At 58.6% G+C, this 20,723-nt stretch carries 23 protein-coding genes and 2 tRNA genes; 13 read left to right on the top strand and 12 right to left on the bottom strand.

Features of this window, described 5'->3' with window-relative positions; translation table 11 throughout:
• The first annotated feature begins 219 nt into the window (after positions 1-219).
• Positions 220-633, top strand: a complete 414-nt coding sequence (gene msrB / locus AC0L7L_RS05035; protein WP_272210618.1) for a peptide-methionine (R)-S-oxide reductase MsrB — start codon at positions 220-222, stop codon at positions 631-633.
• A gap of 401 nt (positions 634-1,034) precedes the next feature.
• Here msrB and AC0L7L_RS05030 read toward each other — a convergent pair whose 3' ends face one another.
• Both AC0L7L_RS05030 and AC0L7L_RS05025 read right to left on the bottom strand, forming a co-directional pair.
• Positions 1,035-2,294: a hypothetical protein gene (locus AC0L7L_RS05030; protein WP_473512442.1), complete on the bottom strand. Its 1,260-nt coding sequence runs from the start codon at positions 2,292-2,294 to the stop codon at positions 1,035-1,037.
• Positions 2,295-2,316: 22 nt separating this feature from the next.
• A complete protein-coding gene (locus AC0L7L_RS05025; protein WP_272210616.1) occupies positions 2,317-2,688 on the bottom strand; it encodes a response regulator in 372 nt (123 codons plus the stop codon).
• Between the two features lie 68 nt (positions 2,689-2,756).
• On the opposite strand from AC0L7L_RS05025, the gene AC0L7L_RS05020 reads away from it, so the two are divergent.
• The 3 genes from AC0L7L_RS05020 (at position 2,757) to AC0L7L_RS05010 (ending at position 5,155) form a co-directional block, all read left to right on the top strand.
• Positions 2,757-3,110 (top strand): DUF3572 domain-containing protein, encoded by a 354-nt coding sequence (locus AC0L7L_RS05020; RefSeq protein ID WP_473512440.1) that lies wholly within the window; start codon positions 2,757-2,759, stop codon positions 3,108-3,110.
• Positions 3,107-3,760: a hypothetical protein gene (locus AC0L7L_RS05015; RefSeq protein ID WP_473512438.1), complete on the top strand. Its 654-nt coding sequence runs from the start codon at positions 3,107-3,109 to the stop codon at positions 3,758-3,760. The genes AC0L7L_RS05020 and AC0L7L_RS05015 overlap by 4 nt, the downstream gene beginning before the upstream one ends.
• A gap of 75 nt (positions 3,761-3,835) precedes the next feature.
• Entirely contained in the window at positions 3,836-5,155 is a 1,320-nt protein-coding gene (locus tag AC0L7L_RS05010; protein ID WP_473512436.1) for a DNA polymerase IV, read from the top strand.
• A gap of 6 nt (positions 5,156-5,161) precedes the next feature.
• Here the strand turns inward: AC0L7L_RS05010 and AC0L7L_RS05005 are convergent, their stop codons facing one another.
• The 5 genes from AC0L7L_RS05005 to AC0L7L_RS04985 all read right to left on the bottom strand — a co-directional run bounded on the left by AC0L7L_RS05005 (position 5,162) and on the right by AC0L7L_RS04985 (position 9,163).
• On the bottom strand, positions 5,162-5,902 hold the full coding sequence (locus tag AC0L7L_RS05005) for a M23 family metallopeptidase (protein ID WP_272210611.1): 741 nt from the start codon (positions 5,900-5,902) through the stop codon (positions 5,162-5,164).
• 230 nt (positions 5,903-6,132) lie between these two features.
• Complete coding sequence (gene gatA, locus AC0L7L_RS05000; protein WP_473512434.1) at positions 6,133-7,614, bottom strand: Asp-tRNA(Asn)/Glu-tRNA(Gln) amidotransferase subunit GatA; 1,482 nt, start codon at positions 7,612-7,614, stop codon at positions 6,133-6,135.
• Between the two features lie 21 nt (positions 7,615-7,635).
• Entirely contained in the window at positions 7,636-8,094 is a 459-nt protein-coding gene (locus AC0L7L_RS04995; protein ID WP_272210610.1) for a GNAT family N-acetyltransferase, read from the bottom strand.
• A gap of 3 nt (positions 8,095-8,097) precedes the next feature.
• On the bottom strand, positions 8,098-8,385 hold the full coding sequence (gene gatC / locus AC0L7L_RS04990; RefSeq protein WP_272210609.1) for an Asp-tRNA(Asn)/Glu-tRNA(Gln) amidotransferase subunit GatC: 288 nt from the start codon (positions 8,383-8,385) through the stop codon (positions 8,098-8,100).
• A gap of 73 nt (positions 8,386-8,458) precedes the next feature.
• Positions 8,459-9,163: a metal-dependent hydrolase gene (locus AC0L7L_RS04985; RefSeq protein ID WP_473512431.1), complete on the bottom strand. Its 705-nt coding sequence runs from the start codon at positions 9,161-9,163 to the stop codon at positions 8,459-8,461.
• 106 nt (positions 9,164-9,269) lie between these two features.
• On the opposite strand from AC0L7L_RS04985, the gene ruvX reads away from it, so the two are divergent.
• Positions 9,270-9,743, top strand: coding sequence for a Holliday junction resolvase RuvX (gene ruvX / locus AC0L7L_RS04980; protein ID WP_272210606.1), 474 nt, complete (start codon positions 9,270-9,272; stop codon positions 9,741-9,743).
• Positions 9,744-9,745: 2 nt separating this feature from the next.
• Here the strand turns inward: ruvX and AC0L7L_RS04975 are convergent, their stop codons facing one another.
• On the bottom strand, positions 9,746-9,931 hold the full coding sequence (locus tag AC0L7L_RS04975) for a hypothetical protein (protein ID WP_272210605.1): 186 nt from the start codon (positions 9,929-9,931) through the stop codon (positions 9,746-9,748).
• Positions 9,932-10,040: 109 nt separating this feature from the next.
• Between AC0L7L_RS04975 and AC0L7L_RS04970 the strand changes: the two genes are divergently transcribed.
• Positions 10,041-10,967, top strand: coding sequence for an AEC family transporter (locus AC0L7L_RS04970; protein WP_272210604.1), 927 nt, complete (start codon positions 10,041-10,043; stop codon positions 10,965-10,967).
• 12 nt (positions 10,968-10,979) lie between these two features.
• On the top strand, positions 10,980-11,471 hold the full coding sequence (locus AC0L7L_RS04965) for a nucleoside/nucleotide kinase family protein (protein ID WP_272210603.1): 492 nt from the start codon (positions 10,980-10,982) through the stop codon (positions 11,469-11,471).
• 87 nt (positions 11,472-11,558) lie between these two features.
• Here AC0L7L_RS04965 and tuf read toward each other — a convergent pair whose 3' ends face one another.
• From tuf to AC0L7L_RS04945, 4 genes are all read right to left on the bottom strand, one after another.
• On the bottom strand, positions 11,559-12,734 hold the full coding sequence (tuf, locus tag AC0L7L_RS04960; RefSeq protein ID WP_272210477.1) for an elongation factor Tu: 1,176 nt from the start codon (positions 12,732-12,734) through the stop codon (positions 11,559-11,561).
• Between the two features lie 206 nt (positions 12,735-12,940).
• Positions 12,941-14,065: a GGDEF domain-containing protein gene (locus tag AC0L7L_RS04955; protein WP_473512426.1), complete on the bottom strand. Its 1,125-nt coding sequence runs from the start codon at positions 14,063-14,065 to the stop codon at positions 12,941-12,943.
• Positions 14,066-14,432: 367 nt separating this feature from the next.
• A tRNA-Gly gene (locus AC0L7L_RS04950) sits at positions 14,433-14,506 on the bottom strand.
• A gap of 18 nt (positions 14,507-14,524) precedes the next feature.
• Positions 14,525-14,609 (bottom strand) — tRNA-Tyr (locus tag AC0L7L_RS04945).
• Positions 14,610-14,836: 227 nt separating this feature from the next.
• Here AC0L7L_RS04945 and AC0L7L_RS04940 point away from each other — a divergent pair.
• From AC0L7L_RS04940 to AC0L7L_RS04915, 6 genes are all read left to right on the top strand, one after another.
• Positions 14,837-15,712 carry a TrmH family RNA methyltransferase gene (locus AC0L7L_RS04940; protein ID WP_473512424.1) on the top strand — a complete coding sequence of 292 codons (876 nt, stop codon included), beginning with the start codon at positions 14,837-14,839 and terminating at the stop codon, positions 15,710-15,712.
• 83 nt (positions 15,713-15,795) lie between these two features.
• Entirely contained in the window at positions 15,796-16,563 is a 768-nt protein-coding gene (locus AC0L7L_RS04935) for an HAD-IIB family hydrolase (protein WP_473512422.1), read from the top strand.
• An 82-nt stretch (positions 16,564-16,645) separates the two neighbouring features.
• The gene (locus tag AC0L7L_RS04930; protein ID WP_272210597.1) at positions 16,646-17,866 is read left to right on the top strand and encodes a glycosyltransferase family protein; all 1,221 of its coding nucleotides are present in this window, start codon (positions 16,646-16,648) and stop codon (positions 17,864-17,866) included.
• A gap of 236 nt (positions 17,867-18,102) precedes the next feature.
• The gene (locus tag AC0L7L_RS04925) at positions 18,103-18,972 is read left to right on the top strand and encodes a HupA family protein (RefSeq protein ID WP_473512420.1); all 870 of its coding nucleotides are present in this window, start codon (positions 18,103-18,105) and stop codon (positions 18,970-18,972) included.
• A 139-nt stretch (positions 18,973-19,111) separates the two neighbouring features.
• Positions 19,112-19,627 carry a tetratricopeptide repeat protein gene (locus AC0L7L_RS04920; RefSeq protein WP_473512417.1) on the top strand — a complete coding sequence of 172 codons (516 nt, stop codon included), beginning with the start codon at positions 19,112-19,114 and terminating at the stop codon, positions 19,625-19,627.
• On the top strand, positions 19,606-20,325 hold the full coding sequence (locus AC0L7L_RS04915) for a surface lipoprotein assembly modifier (protein ID WP_473513781.1): 720 nt from the start codon (positions 19,606-19,608) through the stop codon (positions 20,323-20,325). The genes AC0L7L_RS04920 and AC0L7L_RS04915 overlap by 22 nt, the downstream gene beginning before the upstream one ends.
• Positions 20,326-20,723: the final 398 nt, after the last annotated feature.

Genomic DNA, 20,723 nt, shown 5'->3' with positions numbered 1-20,723 from the left:
GTCTGGCCCGGACGAAAAGTCCGGACAAGATAGGTGTTACGGTAAGAAAAGCACCGGCTCAAGGGCGAGTGGCGGTTTTTCGCATGCGCAAGATGACGCACCACAGAATTCGTCACTTTAGCCTCACCCGGTGAAGCGGCCATTGCTTTTCTTCGTGCTGCAACCCAACTAAGGCTGCGGACAATCCCATTAAACGGCAAAAGATAGCGGGGCGCGACATTGACCCAGAGCAATAAACAGAAAAAACAGCTGTCAGATTCACAATGGCGTGAAGAACTGACGCCCGAACAATATCATATATTGCGTCAACATGGCACTGAGCGGCCGTTCACTGGCCCTCACTGGAACAGTTTCGAATCAGGTACCTACTATTGTGCCGGCTGCGAAACTGCCCTGTTCCGCTCGGATACCAAATTTGATGCAGGCTGCGGCTGGCCGAGCTTCTTCGAGCCGGTAGCACCCGGTGTTGTTACGGAGTTGCGCGATGAAACACTCGGCATGGAGCGCACCGAAATCCGCTGCGCCAATTGCGGTGGCCATCTGGGCCATGTTTTTCCGGACGGCCCTGCCCCGACCGGTCTGCGGTATTGCATGAACGGACATTCGATGAGCTTCGTGCCGGACCCGGAATAGACGGGCGCCCGCTGTGGCATCGTCCACGCAAGCGCGCCAGCGGCACGGATAAACTAAAAAAGAAAGCGCTAACATAAAGACCGGCCGGTTGATCGCTCGGGCACGAGGAATCCCTATAGCGACCAACCGACCGACCCCACGATTCCAGGAGATGCGGCGGACCTGAGCATCATGGGGTAACTGCCAAAAGGCCGTTACAGTAACTTTGTACGTACTGAAATAATAATCAACCAGTTTCTCAGGCTGTTCCTGAATTCTGTCAATTTTAAGGTTAACAGTTGGGCGTTACTGGCCCTGGCAGCTACGTTTTCCACCGGCTCCGCGCATGTAGAAACCGCCGGCGGGGGCCAACTTGTGTTCTAGCGCGTTTCCTGCGAAACGCGCCCAGACCTTGCGGGAATTCAGTTCACTTCCGTCAAGGCGGTACGGACTGGAGACGGCCTGTGTTCTGCGTTGCTCAACGTACCGGTGGCGGAGTCGGCCGTGCGGCCGGCAAGGCTGGCGTCAAGCCGTAATCGGAGTTGTGCAATCGCGTGTTCGGCATCGTCGCGGTGGCGGTCCGGATAAAGAATGGCAAAAAGCCCCTCCTCCACCAGGCTTGCTGCATCGCGACCGCTCAGATGATACCGGATCAATGAGGCGACGGCTTCGACACGATCTCCGCCAGGGTCATCTGGCACTTTGACAACACCCATATAAAGCGGTTCTCCGGCGGTGCTGGCCTCATGCTTGAGCGTGTTCAGCGTGGAGGCGAAACGCTCGGGCGCCAGAAGGCCAGTCACAGCGTCGGAAGATTCCGGTTCCACTGACACATCATCATCAAGCGCGGCTCCCAGCGCCTCGACGTAGCGCTTGCGGCGCAAATGCAGCAGCGCTCTCAGGACCAGTTCTCCCGTCTCGCCCGGCCATATCATGCAATCATCGGCGCTGCGTGCCGCATCACCCGAAATATCAGGTATGCCACCCGGCTCGCACAGCGCAAACAGCGGAACAAAGCGCATGCCGGGCACACAACGCAGCTGGCCGCAGATCCGCAGGGCATCGGCAAGGACAGCGCCCCCATGAACAAGTACAAGATCAAACCGCTGACTGGAGGCAAGATAAAGGGCTTCGGGCAGGTTCCCCGTCGCCACGGTCGCTGTTAGCGAAAGCATGCTCTTCAACAGGTCCTGCCGCATTGCCGCATCCTCGGCAACGACGAGAACCTTCACCGTCTCATCCGGCACCGCTGCGGCATGTGGCGCCGCACAACCGAAAGCAAGTGCGCCCGCCTCGGCCTGAAGCGTGCGAAAACGCAGAAGCGCTGAAATCCGGGCAGCAGCCGTGCTGAGATTGTGCTCAAGCCCGATTACATCATCGGCGCCCGCGCGCAGGGCGGCCAGCCGCAGCGTCGCATCCGCCCGCTCCGGTGTCACGATCGCCACCGGCGCGCTCACACCCGAATCACGTTCCTTCAGGATGCCACAGCAGGCAAGCGCAGGCCCCGGGGCATCATCATCCACCGCAACAAGAATCAGGCTCGCGGCATCAACCGCCGCCATCGTCGTCTGACTGTCGGAAAAATCGGCCTGGAAGAAACCCACAGACCAGCCGCTCAGCATTGCCGAGAGCGTCTGCGCAACAGCGCCCTCGCCTCCGATCAGAACAATGCTCTCATCCATCGCGGTATTCAAATTCGCCCCCTCAGGCATCACCCAGATAGGTCTTCACGGTCTTGATGAAATTCGGGACCGAAACCGGTTTTGAAAGATAGGCATCGCATCCCGCCTCTCGGATACGCTCTTCATCCCCGCGCATGGCGAACGCTGTCACCGCGACGACGGGGATTTTCGCAAGCGTCCGGTCGGCTTTCAGTTCATGCGCAATTTCGAGGCCGGAAATTTCGGGCAATTGAATATCCATCAAGATCAGATCGGGCCTGAAAAGGCGGGCAAGCTCCACCGCATCCACGCCGGTGCGGCTTTCCACCACTTCATAACCCTGCGCCTCAACGAGATCACGAAACAGCTTCATATTCAAATCATTGTCTTCAACAATCAGAACCTGTTTTGCCATTCGCACTATCCCCTTGCCCCGGCTTGCAACGCGCCGGCAAGGCGCTAGAATCACCCCGGTGTGCCACTGTGAGCGCATCAGCCACCGAGTTTAGGGCGATTTGGTTAAGAAACGGAAATCCTGTTGCAACATTTTCAAAAAGAGCCGGAGAACACTCCCCCGAAAACGAGCTCGCCATCGCCATTCTGGTCTGGCTTTCCCAGCAGCCCGAAATGCTGAGCCGATTTTGTGCTCTTTCCGGCGTTGAGGCCGGCCATTTGCGCGCGCTCACCGAGGATCCGGGCTTCGAGCGCGCCATGATCGGCTTCATCGCCGGCCATGAACCGACATTGATGGCATTCTGCACCGACAATGGCATTGCCCCCCAAACAATATCGCGGGCCTGGCAGAAGCTCGACTATAGCGATGGTTTCGAACAATGACGCAGGCAGCCGAGGTCTTCACACGCGATCTTATAATAGGAGAACGGCCGCTTCTGGTCGTCGACGTGGATGAAGTGGTGCTGCAATTCGTCGCACCCTTCAAGGCTTTTCTGAAAGCCAATGGCCACGAACTGAAGCTTGATACCTTCAGCCTTAACGGCAATGTCATATCGCTTGATGATGGGCGGCGTGTGGACGTTTCAGAAGTCGGCGCACTGCTTTCCGCATTCTACGACAATCAGGAAAACTGGCAGGCTCCCTTCGATACGGCCCGCGATACGCTTGAAGGGTTGACGGATATTGCCGATGTGCTGCTGCTGACGGCCATGCCCCCGCACCACCGCGAAAAGCGGCAGCGGCTTCTGGTCCGTCACGGCTTCGATTTTCCGTTGATCGCCTCGGAACAGCCGAAGGGCGAGGTTCTGCAGGCGCTTTGCAAAACCGCCCCGCCGCTACTGATCTTCGTCGATGATATGCTCTATAATTGCCGCTCGGTGGCCGAATGCCTGCCGGATGCGCTGACGATCAATCTGTTGATCAATGACGACTACCGTGCACTGGCGCCGAAGACCACGCCGCCTTCTGTCCTCGCAACCGGCTGGGATCACGCCGACGAGATCATCCGTCGCCACGTGGCAGAGAACACTTGATGACCGGGAAATTGCGCTTGCCTTGCCTGTCCGGCGGCACTAATTTCGCCGTGTTCAACATTTGTTCCGATCGCCATGGCCCCGATGACTTCTCAGGCAAGCGGATTGTGCCGCGACTGTATTTCCCCGGCACACGGCAGTGCACGACGCTGTAGCCGTTGCGGCAGCCCGCGCCTGCTGCGCCATGACGAGCTTTTTTCGCTCTCCATTGCCCATATCGATTGCGACGCATTTTATGCGGCGATTGAAAAGCGCGACGATCCGTCGCTCGCCGACAAGCCGGTCATCATCGGCGGAGGCAAACGCGGCGTCGTCTCTACGGCCTGCTACATCGCCCGCATCCGCGGTGTGAAATCGGCAATGCCGATGTTCAAGGCGCTGGAGGCTTGCCCCGAAGCCATCGTCATACCCCCGAACATGGAGAAATACGCGGCCGTCGGCCGGCAGCTCAGACAGATGATGCACGATCTGACGCCGCTGATAGAACCGCTGTCGATCGATGAGGCCTTTCTCGACCTCTCCGGGACCGAGCGCCTGCACAAGGCAGCACCTGCCGAAACCCTCGCCCGCTTTGCCACCCGTGTCGAGGCCGAACTCGGGATCACGATCTCCATCGGACTTTCCTACTGCAAGTTCCTCGCCAAGATTGCCTCGGACTTCCAGAAGCCGCGCGGCTTCTCCGTCATCGGTGAAAAGGAGGCCGTGGATTTCCTGGCGGACAAACCAGTAAGCATGATCTGGGGCGTCGGCAAGGCCTTTACCGAAACCCTGAAGCGCGACGGGCTGACGACCATCGGTCAGTTTCAGCGGATGGAAAAGAACGAGCTGTTGCGCCGCTACGGCACGATCGGCCAGCGGCTCTACCATCTGGCCCGCGGCGAGGATACGCGCAGCGTAAAGCCCGAGCGCGCGGCCAAAAGCGTTTCCAACGAAACCACCTTCTTCACCGATATCAGCGATTTCGAAACACTTGCCAGGCATCTGCGGCGGCTGAGCGAAAAAACTGCGCGGCGCGCCAAGGCAGCGGGCCATGCCGGGTACACGGTGACGCTGAAACTGAAAACCGCCGATTTCAAAACCCGCACCCGCAGCCGCCATCTGGAAGCACCAACCCAGCTAGCCGACCGGATATTCGCCACCGGGCTGTCGCTGCTGAAGAACGAGGCTGATGGCACCCGCTTCCGCCTGATCGGTATCGGCATCGGTGAGCTTTGCGACCCGGCGACCGCCGATCCACCGGACCTCGTCGACCCAAAGGCGGCCCGCCGCGCGGCGGCGGAGAGCGCAATGGATGCGCTGCGCGACAAGTTCGGCCTTAGCGCCGTGGAAACCGGCTACACGTTCCGACCGGATGACAAGAAACGAAAGGCTGGCAAAAAAGACGGCAATGTTTGACGCCCGTCACACGCCTGCCTCGGTGTGCGCCTTATCGCCGTCCGCCGCGACCGCCTTTTCGAATTTTGCCAGTGCCGTGCCAGAAAGCCGCCCTTCGCGTATGAAATGTACCTGCATCGGATCGACCTTTCGGCCATTGACGGACATCGCATAGTGCAGATGCGGACCGGTCACGAGGCCACTCTTGCCGACATAGCCGATCACCTCACCCTGATGAACTGTCACGCCTGCCTTGATACCATCGGCAAACCGGCTCTGGTGGCTGTAGGCGCTTTCATAGCCGTGGCCGTGGTCGATAACCGTCATCTTTCCGTCGCCGCCATGCTTGCCAACAGATTTCACCACACCATCGGCAGCGGCATAGATCGGCGTACCGATAGGCGCTGCCCAGTCGACACCGGCATGCATGCGTGAATAACCGAGTACAGGGTGGCGTCTGGTGCCGAAGCCGGAAGTGCGCCGCGCGTCGGGCACCGGATTGCGCAGCAAATATTGGCCAAGGCGATATCCCTTGCCGTCAAAATAGCCGCTACGGCCTGTGTCAGGATCGCGATAGCGGTAGACATCGACTTTGTTATTTCCAAGCTTTACAATCATGTCGAACGCAGATGAAGCAGGGCTCGCTGTCTCCTCCTGTGCATAGGACAGTTTCACGCGGTCATCGGGGCCGGAAACCGCGACCGTCCCTCCCTCGGGCGGACTGACAAAATGATCGATCGCAGCGCTTTCACTGTTGGCTGCGATCATGGAAGTGCAGCCTGACAGCAAAAAACTGGCCACCAGACACGTCACGATAATCGTTTTCACGTTCAGCCTTTCAAATCAATTGAAAGGCGCGCTTGAACGCTGAGAGTGTGACGGAATTGGCACCAGAACGCGGCATTTTGGCAGCGCAGGCCTGAAACTGGGCTGCGCTGCATGGTTTCATTGTCGGCGCTGATCAGGAGGGTTTCCCCGGAAAGACGGCCAGCCCCCGCTCACCACCATTTTTCGGGGGTGAAACGGCCAGCCGCCCGCTCTATGACCGAGGCGGTGCGGAACAAGGTTTCCTCGTCAAAGGGCTTGCCGATGAGTTGCAGGCCAAGCGGCAGACCGTTGGCATCCAGCCCGGCCGGAACCGAGATACCCGGAAGGCCCGCCATATTCACCGTCACCGTGAAGATATCATTCAGATACATCTTCACCGGGTCGTTGGCGAGTTCCTGATCGGCGATGCCAAAGGCTGCCGACGGGGTTGCAGGCGTCAGGATTGTGTCGATGCCCTGCGCGAAGACGTTTTCGAAGTCGCGCTTGATCAGCGTGCGCACCTTCTGGGCCTTCAGATAATAGGCATCGTAGTAGCCGGCAGACAGCACATAGGTGCCGATCATGATGCGGCGCTGGACCTCATGGCCGAAGCCTTCGGCCCGGGTCTTTTCATACATGTCGGCAATGTCCTTGCCGGGCACGCGCAAGCCGTATTTCACGCCGTCATAGCGGGCAAGGTTGGAAGAGGCTTCAGCCGGAGCCACGATGTAGTAGGCCGGTAGCGCATATTTCGTGTGCGGCAGCGAAATGTCGACGATTTCGGCGCCCGAATCCTTCAGCCATGCAATGCCCTGCTGCCAGAGCTTTTCGATATCCTCCGGCATGCCTTCGACGCGGTATTCCTTCGGAATGCCGATCTTCATGCCCTTCACCGACTGGCCGATGGCGGCTTCGTAGTCCGGCACGGGCAGATCAACCGATGTTGTATCCTTGTCGTCGACACTGGCCATGGATTTCAGCAGGATCGCCGCATCGCGCACGTCGCGTGCAAGCGGACCGGCCTGATCGAGCGAGGAGGCAAAGGCAACCACGCCCCAGCGCGAGCAGCGGCCATAGGTTGGCTTGATGCCGACCGTACCGGTAAACGCCGCCGGCTGGCGGATGGAACCACCTGTATCGGTCGCGGTCGCACCCGCACACAGATGCGCGGCAACGGCCGCCGCTGAACCGCCGGAAGAGCCGCCTGGAACCCGCTCGAGATTGGACCCCTCGGCCTTCCACGGATTGATCACCGGACCGTAATAGGAGGTCTCGTTGGACGACCCCATGGCGAACTCGTCCATGTTCAGCTTGCCGAGCATGACCGCACCGTCATCCCAGAGGTTCTGGGTGACGGTCGATTCATACTCCGGCTTGAACCCGTCCAGAATATGCGAGGCCGCCTGCGTGTGGACACCGCGGGTGCCGAACAGGTCCTTGATGCCAAGCGGAATACCCTCAAGTGCACCGCCAGAACCCTGCGACAGCTTCAGGTCCGAAGCCTTCGCCATCGCCATCGCCTTGTCATGGGTGACGGCGACATAGGCATTTAAGGTGCCGTTAAAGTCGTCGATCGCCTTCAGATAGGACACGGTCAGTTCGGTCGCGGTGATCTCCTTCGCCTGAAGCTTGTTGCGGGCCTCGGCGATCGTCAGGGCGGTCAGTTCGGTCATCTGATTCACTTTATCGTGTTGTTATAGCGCCTTGCGGAAGAAGACGGACTGCTTCGTCGGTGCATTGTTCAGAAATTTGTCGGTGCGTTCAAAGCCAGCTTGTTCACAAAACGCAATCGATTCCTTCAGATCGGCGTCAGTCACGATATAGAGTTCGCGAAGACCCTCGCTCTTTGCCAACGAGCTGATGTGCCGCAAAATAGCACGGCCAATGCCATGCTTGCGGTAGGCCGGCTCGGTGAACAGGCGCTTTGCTTCAGCGACACCATTGGGGTGGCGCACAAGCGCACCGGTAGCGACCGGCTTGCCATCCACGCGGGCAACAAAGCTGGTTGCAGCCGGCGTACTGACATCGACGGTCAACTGGTAGTCGATCACATCGGAAGAAGACAGGTGCGTCAGCGATGTCTTCAGTTCAGTGAAAAGCGCCTTCAGGTCATTCTGCTGGGGGCTCTCAATATCGATCTTAGGCTGTACCATCCCTCACTCCACTACTTTTGGCACCAGAAAGAAATTCCGTTCGGTTTCCGGTGCATTGGCAACGATGTCGTCGGCCTTGTCGCCGTCGGTCACATTATCATGACGCTTCTTCATCTCCATCGGCATGACCGAGGTCATGGGCTCGACACCGGCCACATCAACTTCGCCGAGCATCTCGACAAAGCCGAGTATAGCGTTCAGTTCGCCGGTCATGCGATCTGCCGCCTCGTCATCGACGGCGATGCGGGCCAGCTTGGCTACGCGTTTGACGGTCGCAGTGTCTACGGACATGGAAACTCTCCAGCTTCAAGATTTCATCCCACGCTATAAAGGGCGTCGCCGCCCTTCGCAACGGGGCATTTCATCAGAACTCAACCGTTTCACCCGGTTTCGGCGTCAGCACTTCGCCCGGTCCACTGGCCATACCGGTCACAAACGCCTCCGGGGTCTGGTCTATGATCGGAAACGTGCCGTAGTGGATCGGGATCACCGTATCGAAATTGAAATAGCGCTGGCACGCCAGCGCCGCCACCGCGCCGCCCATGGTGAAGCGGTCACCGACAGGCACAAGGCCGATGGCCGGGGCATGCAGTTCGTTGATCAGCGCCATGTCGGCAAAAATGTCGGTGTCGCCCATATGGTAGAGCGTCGGCTCATCATCGATATGCAGCATCAGCCCGTTCGGATTGCCGAGCGCATGCGAAACACCATCCTCGGTGATCAACGCGGAGGAATGCAGCGCATTGGTGAAGGTGACGGTGAAAGAGCCGAAATCAACAGTGCCGCCTGTATTGCCCGGCTGCAGGTTCTCGACCCCCTTGGAGCCGAGCCATGCGGCGAGATCGGCATTGGCAAGCACCGTTGCACCTGTTTCCCTGGCGATCGGGACCGTATCGCCCAGATGGTCGCTATGACCATGGGTCAGAAGAATATGGGTGACACCTTCCGTCACAGCCTTTTTGTCGAGCCCCTCGAAGGACGGATTTCCGGAAAGGAAGGGATCGATAAGGATCGTCGCACCGGCGATCTCGATCCGGAATGCGGAATGTCCAAGCCAGGTTAGCTTCATTTTGCTTTTCTCCCTTCAAAGCGGTAGTTGAGCACGCTTAAGAGAAACGTAATGCGGAAGCCTGCCATTTTCCATCGGCAAGCGGCAAAACCATGGGAAAAGAAAAATGACAGTGCTGACAATCGAGGAACTGGCCGAAAGCTTGCCGCCGCGCACGGCCATTGCCGGCCTTGATCTCGGCACCAAAACCGTCGGCCTTGCCGTATCCGACCTGTCGCGCCGCTTTGCGACCCCGCGCCCGGTCTTGAAGCGCGTCAAGTTCACGAAGGATGCCGAAAACCTGCTGGCCTTTGCCGAAAACGAAAAGCTCGCAGGTTTCGTGATCGGCCTGCCAGTGAATATGGACGGCTCGTCCGGACCACGGGTACAGGCAACCCGTGCGTTTGTACGCAACATGGAGACGCTGACCGCCCTCTCCTTCACCTTCTGGGACGAGCGGCTTTCAACAGTGGCGGCCGAACGGGCGCTTCTGGAAATGGATGTGTCACGGCAAAAACGCGCCGGGCGGATTGATTCGGCGGCAGCCTCGTTCATCCTGCAAGGGGCGCTCGACAGACTTTCGTCACTTTCGCGAAGCTGAACCTACTGCTTGCTCACCGGACCATATTCTGCGGCCGGGTCGCGCAACATGCGCTTCGGGTCGAAAAGGTAATCGACAAACACAAAAGCGAGCAGGATAGCGCCGCTGACGACGAGTTCGACCGGCAGGACGGCCAGAGCGACGCCCATCAACCCGATCTGAAATCGCTGCGTAACCCGGTCCTGCATTGCTTTTCCGCCTCTCCTCCTGTCTTGTCTGACAGCAATTCTTCCTGCATGGCAAGTGACTTTTCGTTGGAAAGTTAACCGGCCGGCAACGAAAACACGGAATACGAGCATGCTGATCATCTTTGAAAGTGTCCTGCCGATCTTTCTCACCGTCGCCCTCGGTGTCGGCCTGAAGCGGCTGCCGATCTTCGATCAGAATTTCTGGAACGGGCTCAACCAGCTCGGCTATTACGTGCTGTTTCCCGCTCTATTGTTCACGACGTTGGCGAGAGCCGATTTTTCAAGCATCGCCACCGGTGACATCGCCTGGGTTTCGCTTCTCGGCGTCGCAGCCATTTCCAGCTTGACGATCGCGCTGTGGCCTTTGCTGAAAGCCATGGGGCTCGGCACCCCGGCTTTTACTTCGGTCTTCCAGACGACGACGCGCTGGAACGGGTTCGTGGCGCTCGCCATTGCCGACAAGCTGGCAGGGCTGGAGGGCATGGCCGTCATTTCTCTGATGATGACCATGACCATCATTCCGCTCAATTTCATCAATGTTCTGGTGCTGGTGTGGTTTTCCGGCGAAAACCGCAATATCGGGATGATGGCCCGCAAGATCGCCACCAACCCTCTGATCATTTCAGCCTTTGTCGGCATTGCGTTCAATGTTCTTGCCATCCCGATCTACCAGCCGGTCTATGACGCGATGAACCTGGTGGCGCGGGCCGCGCTCGGCATGGGCCTGGTCCTTGTCGGTGCGGGGCTTGTTCTCGCCGATGCGCTGAAACCGAAGCCGATGGTGCTGCTGCCGTCATGCCTGAAGCTGATCCTGTTTCCGCTGCTGATCTATACGCTCGCAACCCTGTTCGGCATTTCCGGCATGCCGCTGACCATCATGGTGCTCGGCGCGGGTGTTCCCACCGCAATGAACGGCTATATCCTCGCCCGCCAGCTCGGCGGCGATGCACGGCTTTATTCGGCGGTGGTGACGGTCCAGACGGTGATTTCGTTCTTTACACTGCCGCTGGCGCTTATGCTGGTTTCAGGCGTGTAAGAGAGGAAGACGATGCAAAAGTCAGTCATTTTGCTCGATGGACCGATCGGCGTGGGCAAAACCAGCCTGGGACAGGCCGCAGCCTCCGCCCTGGGATACGGCTTTATCGACGGCGACGATCATTCGGTTCCGGGAGATTGGCTCCGTTCGATCCTACAGACCAGCCGCCGAATCGTTCTGGCAAGCGAACAGGCATTGCAAACCCATGAAGCAGTCATTGTTTCCTACCCCTTGCGATGCACGAACTGGATATTCTACCAGCAGACATTTGCACGCATGGGGATAGCATGCCGCACGATTGGGCTGATCGCCGACATTGCCAGTATTTCGGCGCGGGACCGAATGCTCAGCAAGGGTGAAATCACTCGCAGCGCAGAGATGATCGCGCAAGGGTATGGACAGCGCCGCTTCAGCGATATCATTTTCCGCACAGACGAAGCCGGTTTCGATGAAACGTGCCAGCAGTTGACAGAGAGAATCCGGCAGATTTTGAACTGCTGCTAGGGCTTCGCCCCAGATACTTACCCAAACAAAAAGCCCCGCCGGATCGCTCCGGCGGGGCTTTCAAATATTTTTTCTAACGTTCGAGACTTACTCGACGATAGCGGCCACGATGCCGGCGCCGACGGTACGGCCGCCTTCGCGGATCGCGAAGCGCAGCTTTTCTTCCATCGCGATCGGAACGATCAGCTCGACGTCAACCGTAACGTTGTCGCCCGGCATAACCATTTCCGTGCCTTCGGGAAGCGTGACAACACCGGTCACGTCCGTCGTGCGGAAGTAGAACTGCGGACGGTAGTTCGTGAAGAACGGCGTGTGACGGCCACCCTCATCCTTGGTCAGGATGTAGGCTTCTGCCTTGAACTTGGTGTGCGGCTTGACCGAACCGGGCTTGCAGAGAATCTGGCCACGCTCGACCTGTTCACGCTGGATACCGCGGATCAGTGCGCCGATGTTGTCGCCAGCCTGGCCCTGATCGAGCAGCTTGCGGAACATTTCAACGCCGGTCACCGTCGTCTTCTGCGTATCCTTGATGCCGACGATTTCGACTTCTTCGCCAACCTTGACGATGCCACGCTCAACACGACCGGTCACAACCGTACCACGGCCCGAGATCGAGAAAACGTCTTCGATCGGCATCAGGAACGGCAGATCAACCGGACGCTCAGGCGTCGGGATGTAGTCGTCAACAGCGGCCATCAGCGCGCGGATGGCGTCTTCGCCGATTTCCTTGTTGCTGTCATCGATAGCAGCAAGAGCCGAACCCTTGATGATCGGGATTTCGTCGCCCGGGAACTCGTAAGAGTCGAGAAGCTCGCGGACTTCCATTTCGACGAGTTCGAGAAGCTCTTCGTCGTCGACCTGGTCAACCTTGTTCAGGAACACCACGATTGCCGGAACGCCAACCTGACGGGCAAGCAGAATGTGCTCGCGGGTCTGCGGCATCGGCCCATCAGCAGCCGAACACACCAGGATTGCGCCGTCCATCTGGGCCGCACCGGTGATCATGTTCTTGACGTAGTCGGCGTGGCCGGGGCAGTCGACGTGCGCATAGTGGCGAGCGTCGGTTTCATACTCAACGTGCGCCGTCGAGATGGTGATGCCACGGGCCTTTTCTTCCGGCGCTGCGTCAATCTGGTCATACGCACGGAAGTCACCAAAGTACTTCGTGATCGCAGCCGTCAGTGTCGTCTTGCCGTGGTCAACGTGACCGATCGTGCCAATGTTGACGTGCGGTTTGCTCCGCTCAAACTTTGCCTTTGCCATGAAAATGCTTCCTGTAACTTGGTAACACGGATGACCCGGCGAACCGGTTTAGTGCCGCCGTTTAAGGCTTTCGGAAGCAATAAGCAAGACAAAATCTTGAGCGAGATCCCAATGCGCGCCGCAAGCCCACGGCACCAACCTCACACGTCGGAACAACGCCGCTCGGACAGGAAAGACGCTACATGTCCCTCACCGGCCCGTCCGCCCTAGCCTGCATCAGCCGAACCGCTGACCACGCGGTTGCGACCGAGGCGCTTGGCCTCGTAAAGCGCGGCATCGGCTGCAACATAGAGCGTCTCGTAGCCACGTTCGATATTGACGGTCGCGACGCCAAAGCTGCAGCAGGCAGAAATTTTCCGGTCATAGACGGCGACAACTTTTTCGTCGAGCCGCCTGCGAATACGCTCCCCGAGCGCCCATGCGCCTTCCGCGTCAAGGCCGACGGCCAGAATGGTGAATTCATCGCCGCCGATCCGACCGACAACATCGCCGGCGCGCGAGTGCTCAATCAGCACCGCGCCGACGTGCTGAAGTACCGCATCACCAGCGGGATGGCCGAGCGCATCATTCACCGCCTTGAACTCATCGATGTCTATCAGGAGCAGACTCACAATCACCTGCGTCCGACCGGCATAGACAGCGCTCACAGCGCGCTCAAAACCCGCGCGGTTCAAGACCCCGGTCAGATGATCCCGATCCCTGAGCGTGCTCAGCATCTCAAGCCGTTCGAAGAAATGGGCGGCCAGTATCTCAAGCGTGAGCACCATTGCCAGAAGCAGGATATAGAGCTGCAAAAAGCCCCATATTGCGGACTGCGGATTGGCAATATCCTGTGTGAAAAACACGCCGACAGTGCGAATGCTATGCATCAGGCCGAGTGTTGTGAAGGTCCAGAAGATCAGCTTGTCGTGAATGCTGTCGTCACTGCGGATCCATATGTTTTTGATCGTGGCGATGAAGACCACGGTCAGGCCGAAATTAATGCCGGCCGTGCGAATTTCGATCGTCGTTGTCGCATAGAGTACGACATAGAACGCCGAAAGCCCGAAAAAAGAACCGAGAATGAAGGGCCAGCCAAGGGTCTTGCCCCGCCTCTGCAGCAGGGCCTCCCCGAACGAGACCTGCGCGGCGACAAAGACGATATTTCCCGCGATGCGCGCGAAAGCGTCCGGCAGAAAAGGCTGGAGAAACATGATGATGAAGCCGAGATCGGTTGCCATCAGCGCGACCGCAAACAGCATCAAGTAGCGCTGCCTTCCACCGGTAAACCAGGCTAGGACAAAACTTCCCACCAGGATCGCCAGCCCCCCCGTAACGATCAATGACTGCATGATTTCCACCGGTCGGAGAACCTCACCCTCTTTACCCACACCGTTGCAACCGAAATTACCGACATCCCTCATACGCGCGGAAGCGCAGGGGACGCTACCAACACAGGCCTATCGGTCAGCAGCCCCCCTAAACAGATTGAACTTAGGCCTATTCAAGAGAAAGGGGGCTCCAAGTCAATCCACGCAGAGCGGTTTCCGCCCCGTCCCCCGACACATGTTCTCCCCCGACAGCATGATAAAGTCATATCTGTACGAATTACAGCCTAAGCGCTTCTTGGTGGGAAGCACAACATCAAGAGGAAACATACCCAATCCGTTTCGCCGGCACTCCACAAAAATATACGTATGGAACTGGAATCTGATAGGTTGGAGCGGGTAGCGGGAATCGAACCCGCATATTCAGCTTGGAAGGCTGCTGCTCTACCATTGAGCTATACCCGCCCAAATGTCAGACGCCGGTGGTGGAGGAGGTTGGATTCGAACCAACGTAGACTAAGTCAACGGATTTACAGTCCGTCCGTTTTAACCACTCACGCACTCCTCCAGTACCAGCCTGGACGGCAGTCATGCCTCAGACCGTCTGCCGTCCGCGTTTGCATCGGGCAATATCGATCTGCGCCGCGTATATGACCGCCTCGCCTCGCTCTGTCAACACGGCGCGACAGAAAAAAATGACAGAAAAATCACAGCCCCATGTCGGGCTCGCAGCTTTCGGCTTTCTTGGGCCTGAACGGCCTAGCGTGATGCCGGCTGCGGCTTTATAAGGGGCGCATGAGCAAAAAAGATGACCAGAACGCCTCCCCGAAGGATTCCCACTACGCCAAGCTGAGGCGTGCCCACCGAGACGCCAAACGCGAGCGCGAAGGGACACCGGCAAAAGCCGAAAGACGCGGCACCAGAAAACCGACCGGGCCCCTACCCGTCAGCGGCGATGAAGTGCTGCTATACGGACTGCATACCGTCCGCGCGGCAATCGAAAACCCCGAGCGCACCCTGATTTCCCTCAAGGTGTCCCAGAATGCGCTCGCCCGGCTGACAGACGGCCTCGAATTGCCGAAAGGTCTTGCCGTCGACATCGTCCACCCGCGCGCGATCGACGACATCCTCGGCGAAGACGCCATCCATCAAGGCGTGATGCTGAAGACACGGGCCCTGCCCCTGCGCAAGCTGGACGCGCTGAATGACAGTCCGCTTCTTCTGGTCCTCGACCAGGTGACCGATCCCCACAATGTCGGCGCGATCCTGCGTTCAGCGGTTGCCTTTTCCGCCGGGGCCGTCATCACCACCATGCGCCACAGCCCTGCCGAATCAGGCGTTCTCGCCAAATCGGCCTCCGGCGCGCTTGAGTATATTCCCTATATCCAGATCACCAACCTGGCCAACGCACTGGAAGAGTTGCACGCCATGGGCTTCACCTCGATCGGCCTTGATTCCGAAGGCCCGTCCGCGATGGAAGACACCCTCACCGGCTCCAAGATTGCTCTTGTACTGGGCGCCGAAGGCAAGGGACTTCGCCAGAAGACCCGCGACACGGTGACGGCGCTCGCCCGTCTCGACATGCCGGGCCAGATCAAGTCGCTCAACGTGTCCAACGCCTCCGCGATTTCGCTCTATGCCGCCCGCCAGTTCCTGGCGAAATCGGCCTGACCTGAAAATCAAGCCCGCCGGGCAACAAACTGCGGCGACCGGCGTTTAATGGTCTCAAGCACGAAGGTTCGAAAGGCCTGCTCATGAAAATCGTTTTCACCGATCTCGATGGAACGCTTCTCGATCACGAGACCTATTCGTTTGAACCGGCCCGGCCTGCGCTTGAAGCGCTTAAAGAGCGCGGCATCGTGATCGTTCTGGCGAGCAGTAAGACCGAAGCAGAGATGCGACCAATCGCCGCCGAGATCGGGATCGACGATCCGATGATTGTGGAAAATGGCGCTGGCATCGTCGGGCTTTCCGGCACGGCTAGCGACGAAACCGCGACCTATACGCGGCTGCGAACGGCTCTCGGTGCGATGCCGGCATCGCTCAGGGCGAAATTTGAAGGGTTTGGCGACTGGAGCGACGCAGAGGTTGCCGAAAAGACCGGCATGCGTCTTGAGGACGCCCGGCTTGCCCGAAAGCGGCAGTTTTCCGAGCCGGGCCTCTGGTCCGGCAGCGAGGAGGAGCGCGAAGCGTTCCTCATGCACCTTCGAAAAGGCGGCTTTCAGGCGGTCCAGGGTGGACGTTTTTTCACGCTGATGCCCGAAACCTCGAAAGCAGATGCCATGAAAAAGGTCGCTGCGGCCTATCGCGACAAGACGGGCGGACCCGTTTTCACAATCGCACTTGGCGATGCGCCCAATGACGCGGCCATGCTGGAGACCGCCGACAAGGGCTTCATCATCGCAAATCCCGCCCATGCTCCGCTGGCAGAAACGGCGCGGGAACGCGATGGCCATATCATCCGCTCCGACAAGGCCGGGCCATCGGGCTGGAATGACATGATATTGCAATTATTGGTATAATATAGTTGGTAGGGAATGCCCTTCCCCTTTCGGCCGCCCGTCTTCGGGCCTTGCCGCAACAAAAACACCAGGAGCGCCAGCAATGGCTGATTTTCATCAAAATGGCGTTGTTGCGACGCTTCACAATATGCGCGAGCGCTCGCTGCACCGGGTCGAACGCGAGCTTACCAGTTTCTCGGCAACGCGACCGATCACGCTGATCCTGCCCTCGCTGTTTTCCGAGCTTGAGGCCGAAGCGCTGGATAATATCGTCAATCACCTGACGGAAGTGCCCTATATCTCGAACATCATCATCGGCCTCGATCAGGCTGACGAGGAACAGTATCGCTACGCGCTGAGATATTTCAGCCGCCTGCCGCAGCAGCATGCCGTGCTCTGGAATGACGGCCCGCGCATGAAGGCCATCCATAACCGGCTCGGCGAAGCGGCGTTGGCTCCGGAGCAGCCCGGCAAGGGCCGCAATGTCTGGTATTGCATGGGTTATGTTCTTGGCGCCCGCAATTCCTCGGTGGTCGCGCTTCACGACTGTGACATCGTCACCTATTCGCGCGAAATGCTGGCGCGCCTCGTCTACCCGGTCACCAATCCGGCTTTTCCCTACGTGTTTTCCAAGGGCTATTATCCGCGCATTGCCGATGGTTCACTCAACGGGCGTGTTACAAGGCTTCTGGTCACGCCGCTGCTGCTGAGTCTTGAAAAGACCATCGGTCACCAGCCCTATATCGATTATCTGAAGGCGTTCCGCTATCCGCTGGCTGGCGAGTTCGCCATGCGCACCCACATCCTCCCGGATATCCGCATTCCGTGGGACTGGGGCCTGGAAATCGGCGTTCTTTCGGAGCTGTGGCGCAATTACTCCAACACCGCCATCTGTCAGGTCGACATCGCCGATGCCTATGACCACAAGCATCAGCCTCTCTCACCGGAAGACGCCCAGAAGGGCCTGTCGCGGATGTCGACGGATATTTGCAAGGCTGTGTTCCGCAAGCTCGCAACCGATGGCGTGACCTTCTCCCATGAGACGCTCAGAACGGTGAAAGCAGCCTATTTCCGCACCGCACTCGACCTCGTTGAAGTCTATCACAACGATGCGCGCATGAACGGGCTTTCGACCGACCGCCACAAGGAAGAACAGGCCGTCGAACTGTTTGCCTCAAACCTCATCGACGCCGGTAATTCCTTCCTCGAGACGCCCGACGCCACCCCACTGATGCCACGCTGGAACCGCGTCCTGAGCGCGCTTCCCGACATTCTCGATGACATGCAGGCCGCCGTCGCCGCCGACATGGCCGAATACGGTTAGGTCATCGGGTTTTCCGGGCCGCCTTCTTTGCTTTTCTATCCCACGCCGGACAATGTCGGTTTGTTGTGGCGTGGGAGTTGAAACCACTGAAATCCAGGGTCTTTTACATATAATGATTCGTTAAGTTGCCGGTTTCACCCCCATATGGGGGGCGCGCCTGATGCCCGCCCCCTAGCTTTCCAATTCAACGCCTCATTCGAGGCGCGACTTGAAAGCAAACAATGGAGTTAGGGGTAATGAACAAGATCCTTCTGGCAGCTCTGGCTGGCACAGCAATGATCGCGGTGGCCGGATGCAGCAGCACGTCCGGCAGCAGCTCTCCGGGGGACCCGGGCACTGGTGGTGGCTCGCAGGGAGGCGAACCCAGCGGTGGTGACGGCAACTACACAGTCGGCGGAACCACTGTTCAGCTACGGAATGGATCCGTCACCTCGGTTGCCGGTACGACTGGCGAATTTGCCGAAGATGACAACGGCAATATCTCCCTCAGCTTCACATCCGGCCCTTATGCCGGCCAGAGCCTGTCCTTCAGCGAGAACAGCGACACAGCCGCTCTTGATGGCCAGACAGCGACACTGGAAGCGTTCCTCGGTTCCGACAACGACAACAGCTCTTCAGGTGCCCTTTACATCACCGTGGACGGTGAAAATGACGAAGGCAATGGCAACTTCCTCGCCCTTTACAGCGGAGACACCGTTTCCGATCTGCCGCAGGAGGGTACCGGCACCTACCGGGGCGACTATTTTGGCAGTGCACAGAATGGTGAGGCCGGCGGCCTGGTATCCGGTTCCAGCGAAATCGCCGTCGACTTCCAGAGCGGCGCGGTTTCAGGCGGTTTCAGTGGCCTGACTATCTATGACGGCGATGACGCAATTGGCGCGATGGACGATGTCGGCTTTGCCGGTACGCTCGACAAGAACAGCGCCGCCTATGTTGCCAACAGTGTGACGATCGGTGGCAACGCGGCTGGCGAAGGATCCGTGGTTCAGGGCTCGCTTTATGGCGCCGGAGCAGATTCAACAGCAGGCAGCGTGGCAGCCTTCGACAGTGCCGACAACCCGACCAAGGCGACCATCGGTGTGTTCCAGGCAAATCGGGCAGACTGAGGCTGATGGCCAACCGCAGACATGAACCGCGCGCCGGAAAGCCGGCGCGCGGCCTGTATCGGGGGCTGGCGCGCGCCCAGCGCGCCTGCCTTCTCGCGCTCACTCTTGGTTTGGGTATGATGGGCACCCCGCAAGGGGCTTGGCAAAGCAGTCCACCGTCACCGGCTTTGACGCGGTGCGCGTGCTGGTCGAATACGGCCAGTATGAAAATGCGCTGGCACTGGCGAAAAGCTTCGCCACCGACGAAAAGGGAAAAACGCTGGCGGCCGCCTTCACGCAGGCCCTCATTCTGGAACAACAGGGCCGGTTGCCTGAAGCGGCAAGCGCTCTTCGGGCCATCTTGTCGCAGAACCCCGAGGCCCGCAATGTCAGGCGTGAGCTTGCCAGCGTTCTTTACGAACAAGGCGAAGGCAACGCATCACTGCATCACTTCGAACTGTTGGCCGGCAGTGCGAACAGTGCCGATGAGCGCGCAGCCTATGAACGCCTCGCCGCCAGGGCCCGCACAATCCGCCCCTGGTCGCTCGGTGGCTATCTCTCCATTGCGCCCAGCACCAACATCACCGAAGCGCCCGACGCCGATCTCGTCTATGTCGGCGGCATTCCCATACTGCCGGCCCAAAAAAGAGTGGTATCGGCTATGGCTATGGGCTGAACGGATCCTACCGTTTCGACCTCGATGAGACCTCATCGATCACGGCAGGCGGCGGGGTCAATGGCAACTGGTATCGCGACACCACTTTCAACACCAGCTACTTTGACAGTTTCGTCGACTATCGCCGGGATTTGGGCGACTGGACGGTGACAGGGGGACTTGTCGGCCAATATGTGATGAAGGGTGAAGAACCTTATCGCTGGTCACTCGGCCCGGCTTTCTCGCTGCGGCACAATATGGGCCGTAAGGGCGTCACAACACTGCGCGGCCTGTGGCGCAAACTCGACTACCACGACCGCAATGAACTTGACGGAAGCGAGACCGTGCTGGGGCTCAGCCATCTCTATTCCATCTCGTCGGCAAGTTCGGTGCGTTTTGGCGGAAATGTCAGCTATGTCGATGCTGCCAATGACACCAACAGCTATGTCCGGTTTGCTCTGAATACGCAGTATTTTCGGGAATGGAGTTTCGGTGCGATTTCGGATATCTCATTTTTTGTCGATGATCGCGAATATCAGGACATAACCTATCTCGCTGGCGAAAAGCGCACCGATCAGCGTATTCAGGCCTCGCTCGGCATTACGCTGCGGAATTTTTCCATCAGGGGCTTCGCCCCCGCATCGAATACGCCTACACCCAGAATTTCTCGAACATTGATGTCTACGACTTTTCGAAGAACACGATTTCGACCTATCTGACAAAGAAATTTTAAGGTGCCTTCGTCGGCAGGAGACTGCCAGATAAACGCTGGCGATCCCTGGCCGAAGCACTTTCACCCTGGAGACGAGGTTGAGGGCTACTGGGGAGCCTTGCTGTCATTGCAGCTTCGGATGATGGCATCGAGCCATATTCGCGGGCTTAAGCCCTTTCTGATATCACTGTTCTGTTCGAGCAGCAGTGGCCACCCGAGCCCGACGATGGCGTCATCAGTTTCTCCAGCCAGCCATTTTGCGGAGCAATTCGGCGTCGGCGCTCATCTCAACAAGGGAACGCAGGTTTACCACTGAACCTGGACGACGGTGGTGCTCCATCAGCGTGGTCTCGAACAACCCGACCCTGCCGGAAAACACTGGTGGCCACCGCCACCCTGCTGCAC

It is taken from the genome of Martelella sp. K41-7 (assembly GCF_055808365.1).
The sequence above is the reverse complement of the archived record's forward strand: the minus strand, read 5'-3'. Positions and strand labels throughout refer to the sequence as shown.

Bases quoted from the DNA above. Each gene is read 5' to 3' on its own strand.
- AC0L7L_RS05030 (WP_473512442.1), bottom strand. From the start codon at position 2,294: ATGGATGAGAGCATTGTTCTGATCGGAGGCGAGGGCGCTGTTGCGCAG.
- AC0L7L_RS05025 (WP_272210616.1), bottom strand. From the start codon at position 2,688: ATGGCAAAACAGGTTCTGATTGTTGAAGACAATGATTTGAATATGAAG.
- AC0L7L_RS05015 (WP_473512438.1), top strand. From the start codon at position 3,107: ATGACGCAGGCAGCCGAGGTCTTCACACGCGATCTTATAATAGGAGAA.
- AC0L7L_RS05010 (WP_473512436.1), top strand. From the start codon at position 3,836: ATGGCCCCGATGACTTCTCAGGCAAGCGGATTGTGCCGCGACTGTATT.
- AC0L7L_RS05005 (WP_272210611.1), bottom strand. From the start codon at position 5,902: ATGATCGCAGCCAACAGTGAAAGCGCTGCGATCGATCATTTTGTCAGT.
- gatA (WP_473512434.1), bottom strand. From the start codon at position 7,614: ATGACCGAACTGACCGCCCTGACGATCGCCGAGGCCCGCAACAAGCTT.
- AC0L7L_RS04995 (WP_272210610.1), bottom strand. From the start codon at position 8,094: ATGGTACAGCCTAAGATCGATATTGAGAGCCCCCAGCAGAATGACCTG.
- gatC (WP_272210609.1), bottom strand. From the start codon at position 8,385: ATGTCCGTAGACACTGCGACCGTCAAACGCGTAGCCAAGCTGGCCCGC.
- AC0L7L_RS04985 (WP_473512431.1), bottom strand. From the start codon at position 9,163: ATGAAGCTAACCTGGCTTGGACATTCCGCATTCCGGATCGAGATCGCC.
- ruvX (WP_272210606.1), top strand. From the start codon at position 9,270: ATGACAGTGCTGACAATCGAGGAACTGGCCGAAAGCTTGCCGCCGCGC.
- AC0L7L_RS04975 (WP_272210605.1), bottom strand. From the start codon at position 9,931: ATGCAGGACCGGGTTACGCAGCGATTTCAGATCGGGTTGATGGGCGTC.
- AC0L7L_RS04970 (WP_272210604.1), top strand. From the start codon at position 10,041: ATGCTGATCATCTTTGAAAGTGTCCTGCCGATCTTTCTCACCGTCGCC.
- AC0L7L_RS04965 (WP_272210603.1), top strand. From the start codon at position 10,980: ATGCAAAAGTCAGTCATTTTGCTCGATGGACCGATCGGCGTGGGCAAA.
- tuf (WP_272210477.1), bottom strand. From the start codon at position 12,734: ATGGCAAAGGCAAAGTTTGAGCGGAGCAAACCGCACGTCAACATTGGC.
- AC0L7L_RS04955 (WP_473512426.1), bottom strand. From the start codon at position 14,065: ATGCAGTCATTGATCGTTACGGGGGGGCTGGCGATCCTGGTGGGAAGT.
- AC0L7L_RS04940 (WP_473512424.1), top strand. From the start codon at position 14,837: ATGAGCAAAAAAGATGACCAGAACGCCTCCCCGAAGGATTCCCACTAC.
- AC0L7L_RS04935 (WP_473512422.1), top strand. From the start codon at position 15,796: ATGAAAATCGTTTTCACCGATCTCGATGGAACGCTTCTCGATCACGAG.
- AC0L7L_RS04930 (WP_272210597.1), top strand. From the start codon at position 16,646: ATGGCTGATTTTCATCAAAATGGCGTTGTTGCGACGCTTCACAATATG.
- AC0L7L_RS04925 (WP_473512420.1), top strand. From the start codon at position 18,103: ATGAACAAGATCCTTCTGGCAGCTCTGGCTGGCACAGCAATGATCGCG.